Consider the following 16461-nt stretch of genomic DNA (forward strand, 5'->3'; position numbering starts at 1 on the left):
GCCGGCCGACCACCACTTCCAAGTCATAGAAGCGAAGCACTAGCCCCTGAAAGGGGTCACACCTTGCTCGACGTCAACTTCTTCGACGAGCTCCGCATCGGTCTGGCCACCGGCGACGACATCCGCCAGTGGTCGCACGGTGAGGTGAAGAAGCCCGAGACCATCAACTACCGCACCCTGCGTCCGGAGAAGGACGGTCTCTTCTGCGAGAAGATCTTCGGTCCCACCCGGGACTGGGAGTGCTACTGCGGTAAGTACAAGCGGGTCCGCTTCAAGGGGATCATCTGCGAGCGCTGCGGCGTCGAGGTGACCCGGGCCAAGGTCCGCCGCGAGCGGATGGGCCACATCGAGCTCGCCGCTCCGGTCACGCACATCTGGTTCTTCAAGGGTGTGCCGTCGCGGCTGGGCTACCTGCTCGACCTGGCGCCCAAGGACCTCGAGAAGATCATCTACTTCGCGGCCTACATGATCACCTCGGTCGACGACGAGGCGCGCCACCGCGACCTCCCGACCATCGAGGCCGAGATCAGCGCCGAGAAGTCCAACCTCGAGAGCCAGCGCGACGCGAACGTCGAGGCGCGCCAGCAGAAGCTCGAGGCCGACCTCGCCGAGCTGGAGGCGGAGGGCGCGAAGTCCGACGTCCGCCGCAAGGTGCGCGAGGGCGGCGAGCGCGAGATGCGCCAGCTGCGCGACCGCTCCCAGCGGGAGATCGACCGCCTCGACGAGGTGATGGACACCTTCCGCAAGCTCGAGGTCAAGCAGCTCATCGCCGACGAGGGCCTCTACCGCGAGCTGCGGGACCGCTTCGGTGAGTACTTCGAGGGCGGCATGGGCGCCGCGGCGCTGCAGAAGCTCCTCGCGGGCTTCGACCTCGACGCCGAGGCCGTCTCGCTGCGCGAGACGATCCGCAGCGGCAAGGGCCAGCGCAAGCTGCGCGCCCTCAAGCGGCTGAAGGTCGTCGCGGCGTTCCAGCAGACCCGCAACTCGCCCATGGGCATGGTGCTGGACTGCGTCCCGGTCATCCCGCCGGACCTGCGCCCGATGGTGCAGCTCGACGGTGGCCGCTTCGCCACCAGCGACATGAACGACCTGTACCGCCGGGTGATCAACCGGAACAACCGGCTCAAGCGACTGCTCGACCTGGGCGCGCCGGAGATCATCGTCAACAACGAGAAGCGGATGCTCCAGGAGTCCGTGGACGCGCTGTTCGACAACGGCCGTCGCGGCCGTCCGGTCACCGGTCCGGGCAACCGTCCGCTGAAGTCCCTGAGCGACCTGCTCAAGGGCAAGCAGGGCCGGTTCCGCCAGAACCTGCTCGGCAAGCGCGTCGACTACTCCGGCCGTTCGGTCATCGTCGTCGGCCCGCAGCTGAAGCTGCACCAGTGCGGCCTGCCCAAGCAGATGGCGCTGGAGCTGTTCAAGCCCTTCGTGATGAAGCGGCTGGTCGACCTCAACCACGCGCAGAACATCAAGTCCGCCAAGCGGATGGTCGAGCGCGCGCGCCCGGTCGTGTGGGACGTGCTGGAAGAGGTCATCACCGAGCACCCGGTGCTGCTCAACCGCGCACCGACGCTGCACCGCCTGGGCATCCAGGCCTTCGAGCCGCAGCTGGTCGAGGGCAAGGCCATCCAGATCCACCCGCTCGTCTGCACCGCGTTCAACGCGGACTTCGACGGTGACCAGATGGCGGTGCACCTGCCGCTGTCGGCCGAGGCCCAGGCCGAGGCCCGCATCCTGATGCTGTCGTCGAACAACATCCTGTCGCCGGCCGACGGTCGCCCGATCACCGCGCCGACCCAGGACATGGTGCTGGGCCTGTACCACCTGACGACCCTGGTGCCCTCGCGGCACGAGGCCGACGGTGGTCAGCCGGCGTCGTTCTCCTCGGCCGCCGAGGCGGTCATGGCCTACGACGTGGGCGCGCTGGGGCTGCAGGAGCGGGCCTACATCCGCCTCGACGAGGTGTTCGGCGTCGACAACGGCAAGGTCAACGAGGCCTGGGTGCAGCCCGAGGACTGGACCCCCGGTCAGCCGGCGCTGGTCGAGACCAGCCTGGGCCGGGTGCTGTTCAACGAGGCCCTGCCCGAGGACTACCGCTTCGTCAACTACCAGGTGCCGAAGAAGGAGCTCGGGGCGATCGTCAACGACCTCGCCGAGCGCTACCCCAAGGTGCAGGTCGCGGCGACGCTGGACGCCCTCAAGGCCGCCGGGTTCCGCTGGGCCACGCGGTCGGGCGTCACCATCGCCATCGACGACGTCGTCACACCGCCGGTCAAGCAGGAGATCCTCGACCGGCACGAGGCCGAGGCCGCGAAGATCGAGAAGCAGTACGAGCGCGGCGTCATCACCGACGCCGAGCGTCGTGGCGAGCTGATCGAGATCTGGACCCGCGCGCGGGCCGAGGTCAGCCAGGCGATGGTGGACAACTTCCCCACCACCAACCCGGTCTGGGTCATGGTCAACTCGGGCGCCCGAGGCAACATGATGCAGATCAGCCAGATCGCCGGTATGCGCGGCCTGGTCGCCAACCCGAAGGGCGAGATCATCCCGCGGCCGATCAAGGCCAACTTCCGGGAGGGTCTGTCCGTGCTGGAGTACTTCATCTCCACGCACGGTGCCCGCAAGGGTCTGGCCGACACCGCGCTGCGGACCGCCGACTCCGGGTACCTCACCCGGCGTCTGGTGGACGTCTCGCAGGACGTCATCATCCGCGAGGAGGACTGCGGTACCGACCGCGGCGTGATCATGCCGATCGGCACCGTCCTCGACGGTGTGGTGACGCGTGACCCGCACGTGGAGACCGGCGTCTACGCCCGCGCCCTGGCCGCCGACGTGGTGGCCGAGGACGGGACCGTCATCGCGCAGGCCAACTCCGACCTGGGTGACGTGCTGATCCAGGCGCTCATCGACGCCGGCGTCAGCGAGGTCAAGGTCCGCTGCGTGCTGACCTGCGAGTCGCTGCTCGGCACCTGCGCCACCTGCTACGGCCGGTCGCTCGCGACCGGCAAGCTGGTGGACGTCGGCGAGGCGGTCGGCATCATCGCCGCCCAGTCGATCGGTGAGCCCGGCACCCAGCTGACGATGCGCACCTTCCACACCGGTGGTGTCGCGGGTGAGGACATCACCCACGGCCTGCCGCGTGTGGTGGAGCTCTTCGAGGCCCGCGTCCCCAAGGGCAAGGCCCCGATCGCCGAGCTGGCCGGCACCGTCCGGATCGAGGACGGCGAGCAGTTCCGGAAGCTCACCATCACCCCGGACGACGGCTCCGACGAGGTCGTCTACGACAAGCTGTCGCGTCGCTCGCGGCTGCGGGTCGAGGACGGTGCCCACGTCGAGGTCGGCGAGCAGCTGACCGAGGGTGCGGTCGACCCGCACGAGGTGCTGCGGATCATGGGCCCGCGTGAGGTGCAGCTGCACCTGGTTCGCGAGGTCCAGGAGGTCTACCGCAGCCAGGGCGTGTCGATCCACGACAAGCACATCGAGGTGATCATCCGCCAGATGCTGAAGCGGGTGACCATCATCGACTCGGGCGCGACGGAGTTCCTGCCCGGTGCGCTGGTCGAGCGGACGATCTTCGAGACGGAGAACCGCCGCGTCGTCGCCGAGGGCGGCGAGCCGGCCTCGGCCCGTCCGGTGCTCATGGGCATCACCAAGGCCTCGCTCGCGACCGAGTCGTGGCTGTCGGCCGCCTCCTTCCAGGAGACGACCAAGGTGCTCACCGACGCCGCGATCCAGGGCAAGAGCGACAGCCTGCTCGGGCTCAAGGAGAACGTGATCATCGGAAAGCTGATCCCGGCGGGTACGGGGATCAGCCGCTACCGGAACATCGCGGTCGAGCCGACCGAGGAGGCGCGCGCCGCCGTGTACACGATGGCCGGCTACGAGGACGGGCAGTACTACAGCCCGGACGTCTTCGGGCAGGGCACCGGCGAGGCCGTCCGCCTCGAGGAGTACGACTGGCGGGGCTGACGGCCCCCCAGTAGCCGCTGAACGCCAGAGGCCCAGAACCTGCATGGTTCTGGGCCTCTGGCCTTTCCTGCAGCGGCAGCGGGCAGATCCCGGGACCCCGCAACGCGCGAGGCGCGCGCCCCCGCAGGGGACGCGCGCCTCGCAAGCGGATGGAACGGCCTGGCTCCAGGGGCCCGCGCCGAGCGGAGCGAGGTGCGGGGAGGAGCCAGGTCCTTCTAGTGGTCGACGGCCTTCTCCGCCCCGATGCCGGTGAGGGCCCGCACCTCGAGCTCGGCCCACTTGTCCTCGTTCGGCTTCTCCTTCGTGAGCACCGTGCCCAGGTAGCCGAGGAGGAACGAGGCCGGGATCGACACCAGGCCCGGGTTGCGCAGCGGGAAGAAGTCGAAGTTCCCGCCCGGGAACATCGAGGTCTCGGTCCCCGACACCACCGGGGAGAAGACGATGAGCCCGACGCAGATGATCAGACCGCCGTAGATGGACCACAGCGCGCCCTGGGTGGTGAACCGCTTCCAGAACAGCGTGTAGAGGATCGTCGGCAGGTTCGCCGAGGCGGCCACCGCGAACGCCAGCGCCACGAGGAAGGCGATGTTCAGCCCGGCGCGCAGCGCCAGGATGCCCAGGCCGATCGCGACGGCACCGATGACGACCGCGGTGATCCGGGCGACCTTGACCTCACCGTTCGGCGGGACGTCGCCCTTCTTGATCACCGATGCGTACACGTCGTGGGCGAACGACGCCGACGCGGTGATCGTGAGGCCGGCGACGACCGCGAGGATCGTCGCGAACGCGACGCCGGCGATGATGCCCAGCAGCACCGTGCCGCCGAGCTCGAAGGCCAGCAGCGGGGCGGCGGCGTTCACCCCACCCGGGGCCGCGACGATGCGCTCGGCACCGACCATGGCGCCGGCGCCGTAGCCGATGACCAGGCTGAACAGGTAGAAGATGCCGATCAGCCAGATCGCCCAGACCACCGAGGTCCGCGCGGCCTTCGCCGTCGGCACGGTGTAGAAGCGCATCAGCACGTGCGGCAGGCCGGCGGTGCCGAGCACCAGGGCCAGGGCCAGGCTGATGAAGTCCAGCCGGGTCGCGTCGCTGACGCCGTACTGCGCACCGGGGTTGAGCACCGACTCGTTGCCGGCGCTCTGCACCGCGCCGCCGAGCAGCGCCGACAGGTTGAAGCCGTACTCGCCGAGCACCCACAGCGTCATCACCAGCGCGCCGGCGATCAGCAGGCTGGCCTTGATGATCTGCACCCACGTCGTGCCGCGCATCCCGCCGACGAGGACGTAGAAGATCATCAGCGCACCCACGACGACGACGACCAGCGCCTCGGCCACCGGGCCGCTCACCCCGAGCAGCAGCGCCACCAGGCCACCGGCGCCGGCCATCTGGGCGAGCAGGTAGAACAGCGAGACCGCGAGCGTCGAGATGGCGGCGGCGGTGCGCACCGGCCCCTGCCGCATCCGGAACGCCAGCACGTCGGCCATGGTGAACCGGGCGGTGTTGCGCATCAGCTCGGCGACGAGCAGCAGTGCGACCAGCCACGCCACCAGGAAGCCGATGGAGTAGAGGAAGCCGTCGTAGCCGTAGATGGCGATGGCGCCGGCGATGCCGAGGAACGAGGCCGCCGACAGGTAGTCACCGGCGATGGCGAGGCCGTTCTGCTGACCGGTGATGGTGCGGCCTGCGGCGTAGTAGTCCGCCGCGCTCTTGTTGTTGCGGCTGGCCCGGAAGGTGATGGCCAGCGTGACGACGACGAACGCGCCGAAGATGGAGATGTTGATCGCCGGGTTGCCGATGGTGGCATCGGCGGCGAGCAGCTCAGGCACGGGTCGCCCCCTGGGTGTCGGTGTCGCCGCCGGCGGTCGCGTCGGGCGCGTAGTCGTGCGCCTCGAGACGCTCGCGCATCTCGTCGGCGATGGGGTCGGTGCGCTTGTTCGCGTGCGCCACGTAGAGGTGGGTGATCACGAAGGTGGTCAGGAACTGGGCGAGGCCGAACAGCAGGCCCACGTTCACGTTGCCGAACACCTGGGTCGACATGAAGTCCGAGGCGTACGTCGACAGCAGGACGAAGAGCAGGTACCAGACGATGAACGCGACCGTCATCGGGAAGGCGAAGCTGCGGAACCGCTTCTTCAGCTCGACGAACTCCGGGGAGTTCTGTGCGGCGCGGTACTCCTGCGGTGTCAGCAACCGTCGTTCGTCTGTCGGGGTCAACGTGCGGCCTCCAGGTCGGGGTCGGGACCACCGTGGCCGAGCAACAGCGGCCAGGTGTGAGCGCTGTCACGTTAGGGAGCCGGCTCCCGGGAGGGCAGGGGACCGCGCGGACTCTGCGGTGAGCGGCGAGCACGCGTCGACGTACGGCACGTCCAGCGGGACGAACGGTCGCGCGGGGAGGCGCCGGTCACATCGGTCTCGTGACGGACGGCGTCGCAGCACCGCGGCGACGCCTCGGCGATCACCGGGGGAGCGGACCGCGGTCCAGCAGCACCGCCTCGGGTGTGTGCAGCCTGGCCATGCTGCGGGCGGCGTGCCGGGGCAGGCGCCTGGGCGTGGCCAGCGAGACCACCGTCATCGTGAGGAACGCCAGCGGGACCGTCCAGGCAGCCGGCTGGACGAGCAGGGCGCCGGGCCAGCCGTCGGGAGCCAGTCCGAGCAGGGTGGCCAGCACCGCGAACCCGGCGCAGCCGCCACCGACGAGCATCCCGGCGATCGCGCCGGCGTCGGTGAGCCGGCGCCACCAGATGCCCAGCACCAGCAACGGGCAGAAGGTGGAGGCGGCGAAGGCGAAGGCGAGGCCGACGGCCCGGGCGACACCGACCCCTTCGGTCAGCAACGCGAGACCGAGCGGGACGACGACGGCCGTGACGGCCGCCGCCTGGAACGCGCGCACCCCGCGGAACCGGCGTCCCATCACGTCCTGGCTGATCACGCCGGCCACCGCGACGGTCAGCCCGGACGACGTGGACAGGAACGCGGCGAAGGCCCCGGCGGTGGTCAGGGCGGACAGCAGCTCACCCATCGTGCCGCTCAGCATCCGCGCCGGCAGCTCCAGGACCACGGTGTCGGTGCGGCCGCTGCTGATCAGGTCCGGTGTGTACAGCCGGCCCAGGCCGCCGTAGATCGGCGGCAGCACGTAGAACAGACCGAGCAGGGCCAGCACGAGGAGCGTCGTGCGGCGGGCCGCGATGCCGTCGGGGTTGGTGTAGAAGCGCACCACCACGTGGGGGAGCCCCATGGTGCCCAGGAACGTGGCGACGATGATCGAGTACGTCGTGTAGAGCTGGTGCCCGCTCCCGGCGAGCGGTGACGCCCACTCGTCCCCGGACCCACCCAGGCCCCCGGCGACGGCCGAAGCGGGGGAGGGGCCGCCGTCGCCGAGCCAGACGCCGGCCATGAAGAGCACCGGGAACAGCAGCGCGGTGAGTTTCAGCCAGTACTGGAACGCCTGGACGAAGGTGATGCTCCGCATCCCGCCGAACAGCACGTTGACCAGCACCACCGCCGCGACCAGCGCGCCGCCCAGCCACGGCTCGGTCCCGGTCGTGGTGGCCAGCGCCAGACCGGCGCCCTGGAACTGCGGCATCAGGTACAGCCAGCCGATCGCCACCACCAGCAGCGAGGAGAACCGGCGCACCGCCAGCGACTCCAGCCGGCTCTCGGCGAAGTCGGGCAACGTGTAGGCACCGGAGCGGCGCAGTGGCGCGGCGACGAACACCAGCAGGACCAGGTAGCCCGCCGTCCAGCCGACCGGGTACCACAGCATGTCGGTGCCGAACGCCAGCACCAGACCGGCGACACCGAGGAAGGAGGCGGCGGAGAGGTACTCCCCACCGATCGCCGACGCGTTCAGCCCCGGCCGCACCGTGCGGGAGGCGACGAAGAAGTCGCTGGTGGTGCGCGAGAACCGCCACCCGTAGGCACCGATCGCCAACGTGGCGACGACCACGACCGTGACGCCGGCGATGCTGTAGCCGGCCGCGGTCACGGCCGGCCGGTCCGGGGCGTCACGAGCGGTTCAGCACGTCGGTGAAATCCCGCTCGGTGCGTTCGGCGGCACGCACGTAGAGCCAGCCGACCAGGAACAGGAACGGGTAGACGGCGAACCCCAGCAGGAACCAGGGGAGCGGTACGGCGAGCACCTCGACCGCGGCGAGATCCGGCACCAGCCAGAAGACCAGGGGGATCCCACCGACGAACACGGCCAGGGCGGCCATCGTCAGCAGGGCCAGGCGCAGCTGGGAGCGCAGCAGCGACGTCACGTACACCTCGCCGAGGAGGGTCTGGTCGTCGATCTCCCGGGCAGCCGGGACCCGTTGCGCCCGCGCAGCCCCGGTGCGCGGGCTGGTGACGCGCACCCGGCGTGGGGTCGGGTCCGGCACCGCTCACCACCTCCCCGAGTGGCCCGGCCGCGCCCGGCGCACCAGGAGGTCGCGGAGCTCCCGGGTGTGCCGCCGGCTCACCCCGAGCTCCACGCCGCCGACGACCACGGTGCACCGGCCGGCGTCCATACGCACCTCGTCCACGTGCTGCAGCGCGACCAGCAGCGACCGGTGGATCCGCACGAACCCGGCGTCCTTCCAGGCCTCCTCCAAGGTGGTCAGCGGAACCCGGACCAGGTGGCCGCCCGACGCGGTGTGCAGCCTGGCGTAGTCACCCTGCGCCTCGACGTAACGGATGCTGGAGCGGGGCACGAACCTCGTCACCCCGCCGAGCTCGACGGCGATGTCGTCGTCGGCGGGCGGGGGGCCGCCCGCCCGCGCAGCGGCCACCCGGCGGACCGCCTCCGTCAGCCGGTCGTCCCGAACGGGCTTGAGGACGTAGTCGACGACGTCCAACTCGAACGCGTCGACGGCGTGGTCGTCGTGGGCGGTCACGAAGACCACCGGAGGCGGCGTCTTGAACTGGGACAGCACCCGCGCCAGGTCCAGGCCCGTGAGCCCGGGCATCCGGATGTCCAGGAAGACCCCGTCGAGGGTTCCTTCCTGGAGGATCCGCAGCGCCTCGGTGGCCGAGTCGCTGGTCACGACGGTGCCGATTCGGGGGTCCCGCTCGAGCAGCCAGCGGAGCTCGTCGAGGGCGGGGCGCTCGTCGTCGACCACCAGCACGGTCAACAGGTCGGCCGTCACGGGCGCACCCCCGGGGCGAACTTGGGCACCCGCACGCTGACCTTCGTGCCGGCTCCCGGGCCGGTCTCGACGACCAGGCCGTAGTCGTCGCCGAAGGCGGTGCGCAGCCGGGCGTCCACGTTGCCCAGCCCCACCGAGTCGACGGACGTGTCGCCGGCGAGCGCCCGTCGCACCTTCTCCGGGTCCTCCCCGATGCCGTCGTCCTCCACGGAGATCAGGCACTCGCCGCCGTTGTCCGCGGCGATGATGGTGACCGTCCCGGTACCCGGCTTGCGTTCGAGCCCGTGCCGGACGGCGTTCTCCACGAGCGGCTGGAGGCAGAGGAACGGCACGGCCGCCGGCAGCACCTCCTGGGCCACCCGCAGCGTCACCTGGAGCCGGTCGCCGAACCGGGCCTTCTCGAGCACGAGGTAGCGCTCGACCGACCGCAGCTCCTCGGCCAGCGTCGTGTACTCGCCGTGCCGGCTGAAGGAGTACCGGGTGAAGTCGGCGAATTCCAGCAGCAGCTCCCGGGCCCGCTCCGGATCGGTGCGCACGAACGACGCGATCGCGGTCAGCGAGTTGTAGATGAAGTGCGGGCTGATCTGCGCCCGCAGCGCCCGTACCTCGGCCTCCATCAGCCGGGTGCGGGAGGCGTCGAGTTCGGCGAGTTCCAGGTTCCCCGACACCCAGCGTGCGACCTCGCCGGCGGCCCGCACGAGCCGGGTGGACGCGGACGGCGTGAACGCCTGCAGGGTGCCGACCACCCGGTCGTCCACCACGAGCGGGCTGATCACGACCTGTCGCAGCCCGCACCCGGCATCGGCGCAGGAGAAGTCGGTGCGGTCCCGGACCACGGTGTTGCCCGACTCGAGCACGAAGGCGGCAAGAGCCGAGGCGTGCCGCTCGTGGTGTCCGAACCGACCGTCCCACGCGAGCATGGACACGGTGTCGGTGAGCGCGACCGCCGGCACCCCGAGCAGGTCGCGCAGATGGCGGACCGCACGTTCCGCCGAACTCGCGGTCAGGCCCTCACGCAGCGCGGGCGCGGTGAGGGAGGCCGAGTGGAGGGTCCGGAACGTCGCCTGTTCCGCCTCCGTCCCGAGCTGGCCGGGCCGCAGCCACCGCCACGAGATGCGCATCTGTCGTCGGGGGCGCCGGTGCCGGTGCGGCGCGGCCCGTTCTCCCTTCCACCCGTCCGTGCGTGCGCTGCACGTCGCAGGTGCAGCCGGAAGCGCACCGTAGAGCGCGCGCACGTGTCCCGCCATCCCGGGCGCGTGCGACGGGCGGGGAGCCGGAGTCGCCGTCTCCTCCGTGTCGCGGGGCCCGGCGTGGCCGCCGGGGTGCTCGCCGGCCGCCACGACCCGGGGTCCTGCTGCGAACGGCTACCCGGCCAGCCGCTTCACGGTCTCGACCGTCCGCAGCCGCCCCTCCCTGCTGCCGTCGAGCGGCTGGAGCATCAGGGTGGTCACGCCGGCCTCGGCGAAGGCGGTGATCCGCTCGGCGACGTAGCCCTCCGGGCCGATCAGCGACGACGCCCGCACCAGCTCGTCGGGGACGGCGGCCGCGGCCTCGTCCTTCCTGCCGTCGAGGTAGAGGTCCTGGATGGTCCTCGCCTCGGCCTCGTAGCCGTACCGGACGGCGAGGTCGTTGTAGAAGTTCTTGCCGCGGGCGCCCATGCCGCCGATGTAGAGGGCGAGCGCCGGCTTCACGGATTCCAGCAGCCCCTCGACGTCGTCACCGACGGCGACGGGGACGCCGGTGACGACCTGCAGGTCGCCGAGCGCCGGGTCGCGCTTGGCCTTGCCGGCGGCCAGGGAGTCGCCCCACACCGACGCCGCCTTCTCGGGCACGAAGAAGATCGGCTCCCAGGCCTCCGCGATCTCGGCGGCGAGCTCGACGTTCTTCGGGCCGAGGGCGGCCAGCATCACCGGGATCCGGTCGCGGACCGGGGTGTTGATCAGCTTGAGCGGCTTGCCCAGGCCGGTGCCCTGGTCGGCCGGCAGCGGGATCGTGTACTTCTTCCCCTGGTGGTCGAGCCGGTCCCGGCGCCACACCTGGCGGCAGACCTCCACGACCTCGCGGGTGCGCTGCAGGGGCGCGTCGTAGGGCACGCCGTGCCAGCCCTCGATCACCTGGGGGCCGGAGGCGCCGAGCCCGAGGGTGAAGCGGCCGCCGGACACGAAGTCCAGGCCGGCGGCGGTCATCGCGGTCAGCGCCGGGGTGCGGCTGTAGATGGGGAAGATCGCGCTCAGCAGCTCGACCCGCTCGGTCACCGCCGCCAGGTAGCCGAGCTGGCTGACCGCGTCGAAGGTGTAGACCTCGGCCACCGCGGCCAGGTCGAGCCCCGCGGCCTCGAGATCGCGGATCTCCGCCGCCGTCTCCTGGAAACCCCCGCTGTAGCTGGCCTGGATGCCGATCCGCACGTGCACTCCTCTGTGTCGCGGCGCCACCGTTGACGTCGTCCGCACGGTATCGGTCGCGCGCCGGGGTGCGCGGTGGAGCTGTCCCCGAGGCCGGGGCGGCGGTAGTGTCCGGGCACTCCGGCTGCCACCCAGCCCCCTCCCGTCGACCTGTCGACGCATGTGAGGCACCCGGCTTTGACCGGCTCCGCGGGCACGGGTATCGTGGTCAGCCGTGCCCAGGGTGCCCTGGGCCTGCTCCCGTTCGCGGTGCGCCTGGGCGGCCCGAGATGCAGATCTCAGGGTCGCCGGGGACCGTCCTCCCGGCCCGGCCGGGGTGGGTGGCGGCGCCGAGTCGCGAGGGGCAACCGAGTTCGGTCAGACGCCGCACCGGTCCGAGGAAGGGCGACACGCCCGACCACGTGGACCGGACGTGGAACAGGGCCGGGGTCGGGGAGGTTCCGACGAGGGACCGGCACCCCAGCACCACCGCAGAGCAGAAAACAGACGAGCACCACTCCAGCGCAGGTAGGAGATCCAGGCCACCCATGCCCACGATCAACCAGCTGGTCCGCAAGGGCCGCGAGGACAAGGTCGAGAAGACCAAGACCCCGGCGCTGAAGGGTTCGCCCCAGCGTCGCGGAGTCTGCACGCGCGTGTACACGACGACGCCGAAGAAGCCGAACTCGGCGCTGCGCAAGGTCGCTCGCGTCCGCCTCACCAGTGGCATCGAGGTGACCGCCTACATCCCGGGCGTCGGTCACAACCTGCAGGAGCACTCGATGGTGCTCGTGCGCGGCGGTCGCGTGAAGGACCTGCCGGGCGTGCGCTACAAGATCATCCGTGGCTCGCTGGACACCCAGGGTGTCCGCAACCGCAAGCAGGCTCGCAGCCGTTACGGCGCGAAGAAGGAGAAGAGCTAATGCCGCGCAAGGGTCCCGCGCCGCGTCGCCCGCTCGTCGCCGACCCGGTGTACCAGTCGCCGCTGGTGACCCAGCTGGTGAACAAGGTGCTGGTCGACGGCAAGCGCTCGGTCGCCGAGTCGATCGTCTACGGCGCCCTCGAGGGCTGCCGCGCCAAGACCGACACCGACCCGGTCGTCACGCTCAAGCGGGCGCTGGACAACGTGAAGCCGGCCCTCGAGGTCCGCAGCCGCCGCGTCGGTGGTGCGACCTACCAGGTCCCGGTCGAGGTCCGCGCCTCCCGCAGCACCACCCTCGGCCTGCGCTGGCTCATCCAGTACAGCCGCGGCCGCCGCGAGAAGACGATGACCGAGCGTCTGATGAACGAGCTGCTGGACGCGAGCAACGGTCTGGGTGCGGCTGTGAAGCGGCGCGAGGACACGCACAAGATGGCCGAGTCGAACAAGGCCTTCGCGCACTACCGCTGGTAACGCACCAGCGCCCGCCGTCGGCGGGACTCCCGGGCGACCCCCGGCACCCGCACACGGACAACCAGCAAGAGGAGTAAGGAATGGCCAGCAACGAGGCCCAGCTCGCCAAGACCCGCAACATCGGGATCATGGCGCACATCGACGCCGGCAAGACCACCACGACCGAGCGCATCCTCTTCTACACCGGTATCAACTACAAGATCGGTGAGGTCCACGACGGCGCGGCCACGATGGACTGGATGGAGCAGGAGCAGGAGCGCGGCATCACCATCACGTCCGCCGCGACGAAGTGCTCCTGGAACGGCTACGACATCAACATCATCGACACCCCCGGGCACGTCGACTTCACCGTCGAGGTGGAGCGGTCGCTGCGGGTGCTCGACGGTGCCGTCGCCGTCTACGACGGTGTCGCCGGCGTCGAGCCGCAGACCGAGCAGGTCTGGCGGCAGGCCGAGAAGTACGGCGTCCCGCGCATGTGCTTCGTCAACAAGCTCGACCGGACCGGCGCCGACTTCTTCCGGTGCGTGGACATGATGGTGGAGCGCCTCGGGGCGAACCCGCTGGTGCTGCAGCTGCCGATCGGGGCCGAGGCCGACTTCATCGGCGTCGTCGACCTGGTGCAGATGCGGGCGCTCACCTGGCGCGGCGAGACCAAGATGGGCGAGGACTACGCGGTCGAGGAGATCCCCGCGGAGCTCGCCGACCAGGCCGCCGAGTACCGCGAGAAGCTGCTCGAGAACATCGCGGACTTCGACGACTCGCTCATGGAGTCCTACCTCGGCGGCGAGGAGATCTCGGTCGACCGCCTCAAGGCCGCCATCCGCAAGGCGACCATCGCCGCGCAGGTGAACCCGGTGCTCACCGGTACCGCCTTCAAGAACAAGGGCGTGCAGCCCCTGCTCGACGCGGTCACGGACTACCTGCCCAGCCCGCTGGACGTCGAGGCGATCGTCGGTACCGCCATGGACGGCGAGACCGAGGTGCTCCGGCACGCCGACGAGGACGAGCCGTTCTCGGCGCTGGCCTTCAAGATCCAGACCGACCAGCACCTGGGCAAGCTGACCTACATCCGCGTGTACTCGGGTCGCCTCGACTCCGGCTCCCCGGTGCTCAACAGCACCAAGGACCGCAAGGAGCGGGTCGGCAAGATCTACCAGATGCACGCGAACAAGCGCGAGGAGCGCGAGGGCGTGGGCGCCGGCCAGATCGTGGCGGTCAACGGCCTGAAGCAGACGACGACGGGTGACACCCTCTGCGACCCGCAGAAGCCGGTGATCCTCGAGTCGATGACCTTCCCGGCCCCGGTCATCTCGGTCGCCATCGAGCCGAAGACCAAGAGCGACCAGGAGAAGCTGGGCACGGCGATCCAGAAGCTCGCCGAGGAGGACCCGACCTTCCAGGTCAAGCTCGACGAGGAGACCGGTCAGACCGTCATCTCCGGCATGGGCGAGCTCCACCTGGAGATCCTCGTCGACCGCATGCGGCGCGAGTTCAACGTCGAGGCCAACGTCGGCAAGCCGCAGGTCGCCTACCGCGAGACGATCCGCAAGGCGGTCGAGCGGTACGACTACACCCACAAGAAGCAGACGGGTGGCTCCGGGCAGTTCGCGAAGGTGCAGATCGCCATCGAGCCGCTGCCCATGGGTGCCGACTCCGCGACCTACGAGTTCGAGAACAAGGTCACCGGCGGTCGCGTCCCCAAGGAGTACATCCCGTCGGTGGACCAGGGCATGCAGGACGCCATGCAGTACGGCGTCCTCGCCGGCTACCCGATGGTGGGCGTCAAGGCGAGCCTCCTCGACGGCCAGTACCACGAGGTCGACTCCTCGGAGATGGCCTTCAAGATCGCCGGCTCGATCGCCTTCAAGGAGGCGGCGCGCAAGGCCGACCCGGCCCTGCTCGAGCCGCTGATGGCGGTCGAGGTCACGACGCCCGAGGAGAACATGGGCGACGTGATCGGCGACCTCAACTCCCGCCGCGGGCTCATCCAGGCGATGGAGGAGCGCTCCGGCGCCCGCGTCGTCCGGGCACTGGTCCCGCTGTCGGAGATGTTCGGCTACGTGGGCGACCTGCGCAGCCGCACCCAGGGACGGGCGAGCTACTCGATGGTGTTCGACTCGTACGCCGAGGTCCCGGCCAACGTCGCCAAGGAGATCATCGCCAAGGCGACCGGCGAGTAACCGGGATGCGGGCGACCGCCCGCGAGCTCCCGAGCACAGCCCCCACCCCAGAGCACGCACCACCTGCGTAACCACGAGGAGAGGAACCCAGTGGCCAAGGCCAAGTTCGAGCGGACCAAGCCGCACGTCAACATCGGCACCATCGGGCACATCGATCACGGGAAGACGACGCTGACCGCGGCGATCACCAAGGTCCTGCACGACAAGTACCCGGACCTCAACGAGGCCTCCGCCTTCGACATGATCGACAAGGCGCCCGAGGAGAAGGCTCGCGGCATCACGATCTCGATCGCGCACGTCGAGTACCAGACGGAGAACCGGCACTACGCGCACGTCGACTGCCCCGGGCACGCCGACTACATCAAGAACATGATCACCGGTGCCGCGCAGATGGACGGCGCGATCCTGGTCGTGGCCGCCACCGACGGCCCGATGCCGCAGACCAAGGAGCACGTCCTCCTGGCCCGCCAGGTCGGCGTCCCCTACATCGTCGTGGCGCTCAACAAGGCCGACATGGTCGACGACGAGGAGATCCTCGAGCTCGTCGAGCTCGAGGTCCGCGAGCTGCTCAGCGAGTACGAGTTCCCGGGCGACGACGTCCCCGTGGTCCGCGTCTCCGCGCTGAAGGCCCTCGAGGGCGACGCCGAGTGGGGCAACAAGCTCATGGAGCTCATGGACGCCGTCGACTCGGCGATCCCCGAGCCGGAGCGCGAGATCGACAAGCCGTTCCTCATGCCCGTCGAGGACGTCTTCACGATCACCGGTCGTGGCACCGTCGTCACCGGTCGCGTCGAGCGTGGCATCGTCAAGGTCTCCGAGGAGATCGAGATCGTCGGTATCCGCGAGGGTTCGACGAAGACGACCGTCACCGGCGTCGAGATGTTCCGCAAGCTGCTCGACCAGGGTCAGGCCGGCGACAACGTGGGTCTGCTCCTCCGTGGCATCAAGCGCGAGGACGTCGAGCGCGGCCAGGTCGTCGTGAAGCCCGGCTCGATCACCCCGCACACCAACTTCGAGGGCTCGGTCTACATCCTCTCGAAGGACGAGGGTGGCCGTCACACGCCGTTCTTCAACAACTACCGTCCCCAGTTCTACTTCCGGACGACGGACGTGACCGGCGTCGTGACCCTGCCCGCCGGGACCGAGATGGTCATGCCCGGCGACAACACCGAGATGACGGTGGAGCTGATCCAGCCCATCGCCATGGAGGAGGGTCTGCGGTTCGCCATCCGCGAGGGTGGCCGCACCGTGGGCGCCGGCCGCGTCACCAAGATCCTCAAGTAACACCCTGACGGGGGGGGGGGGGGGGGGGGGGGGGGGGCGCGGGCCCGGGGGGGGGGGGGGGGGGGGGGGGGGGGGGGGGGGGGGGGGGGGGGGGGGGGGGGGGGGGGGGGGGGGGGGGGGGGGGG

General features: G+C 70.3%; 12 protein-coding genes. 5 read left to right on the forward strand and 7 right to left on the reverse strand.

The annotated features are described in order from the left end of the window. Window positions 1–63 precede the first annotated feature (63 nt). Window positions 64–3969 (forward strand): DNA-directed RNA polymerase subunit beta', encoded by a 3906-nt coding sequence (locus tag ACI79K_RS10005; protein ID WP_456589076.1) that lies wholly within the window; start codon window positions 64–66, stop codon window positions 3967–3969. Window positions 3970–4184: 215 nt separating this feature from the next. On the opposite strand, the gene ACI79K_RS10010 is transcribed toward ACI79K_RS10005, so the two are convergent. The 7 genes from ACI79K_RS10010 to ACI79K_RS10040 form a co-directional block, all read right to left on the reverse strand. Further along, on the reverse strand, window positions 4185–5798 hold the full coding sequence (locus ACI79K_RS10010; RefSeq protein WP_456589075.1) for a solute symporter family protein: 1614 nt from the start codon (window positions 5796–5798) through the stop codon (window positions 4185–4187). Then, window positions 5791–6162 (reverse strand): DUF485 domain-containing protein, encoded by a 372-nt coding sequence (locus tag ACI79K_RS10015; RefSeq protein ID WP_456589074.1) that lies wholly within the window; start codon window positions 6160–6162, stop codon window positions 5791–5793. The genes ACI79K_RS10010 and ACI79K_RS10015 overlap by 8 nt, the downstream gene beginning before the upstream one ends. Before the next feature lie 265 nt (window positions 6163–6427). Then, the gene (locus tag ACI79K_RS10020) at window positions 6428–7957 is read right to left on the reverse strand and encodes a sodium/solute symporter (protein ID WP_456599615.1); all 1530 of its coding nucleotides are present in this window, start codon (window positions 7955–7957) and stop codon (window positions 6428–6430) included. Between the two features lie 19 nt (window positions 7958–7976). Beyond that, complete coding sequence (locus tag ACI79K_RS10025) at window positions 7977–8351, reverse strand: hypothetical protein (RefSeq protein WP_456599616.1); 375 nt, start codon at window positions 8349–8351, stop codon at window positions 7977–7979. Between the two features lie 3 nt (window positions 8352–8354). Continuing rightward, complete coding sequence (locus tag ACI79K_RS10030) at window positions 8355–9098, reverse strand: LytR/AlgR family response regulator transcription factor (protein ID WP_456589071.1); 744 nt, start codon at window positions 9096–9098, stop codon at window positions 8355–8357. Continuing rightward, window positions 9095–10219, reverse strand: a complete 1125-nt coding sequence (locus tag ACI79K_RS10035) for a sensor histidine kinase (RefSeq protein WP_456599617.1) — start codon at window positions 10217–10219, stop codon at window positions 9095–9097. The genes ACI79K_RS10030 and ACI79K_RS10035 overlap by 4 nt, the downstream gene beginning before the upstream one ends. Window positions 10220–10462: 243 nt before the next feature. Then, window positions 10463–11503, reverse strand: a complete 1041-nt coding sequence (locus ACI79K_RS10040) for an LLM class F420-dependent oxidoreductase (RefSeq protein ID WP_456589069.1) — start codon at window positions 11501–11503, stop codon at window positions 10463–10465. A 524-nt stretch (window positions 11504–12027) separates the two neighbouring features. On the opposite strand from ACI79K_RS10040, the gene rpsL reads away from it, so the two are divergent. The 4 genes from rpsL to tuf all read left to right on the forward strand — a co-directional run bounded on the left by rpsL (window position 12028) and on the right by tuf (window position 16336). Further along, window positions 12028–12402: a 30S ribosomal protein S12 gene (rpsL, locus tag ACI79K_RS10045; protein ID WP_012950487.1), complete on the forward strand. Its 375-nt coding sequence runs from the start codon at window positions 12028–12030 to the stop codon at window positions 12400–12402. After that, window positions 12402–12872 (forward strand): 30S ribosomal protein S7, encoded by a 471-nt coding sequence (gene rpsG / locus ACI79K_RS10050; protein ID WP_456589068.1) that lies wholly within the window; start codon window positions 12402–12404, stop codon window positions 12870–12872. The genes rpsL and rpsG overlap by 1 nt, the downstream gene beginning before the upstream one ends. A gap of 80 nt (window positions 12873–12952) precedes the next feature. Beyond that, entirely contained in the window at window positions 12953–15052 is a 2100-nt protein-coding gene (fusA, locus tag ACI79K_RS10055) for an elongation factor G (RefSeq protein WP_456589067.1), read from the forward strand. Between the two features lie 90 nt (window positions 15053–15142). Then, window positions 15143–16336, forward strand: a complete 1194-nt coding sequence (tuf, locus tag ACI79K_RS10060) for an elongation factor Tu (RefSeq protein WP_456589066.1) — start codon at window positions 15143–15145, stop codon at window positions 16334–16336. Window positions 16337–16461 lie beyond the last annotated feature (125 nt).

Source organism: Blastococcus sp. SYSU DS0616, assembly GCF_054051015.1.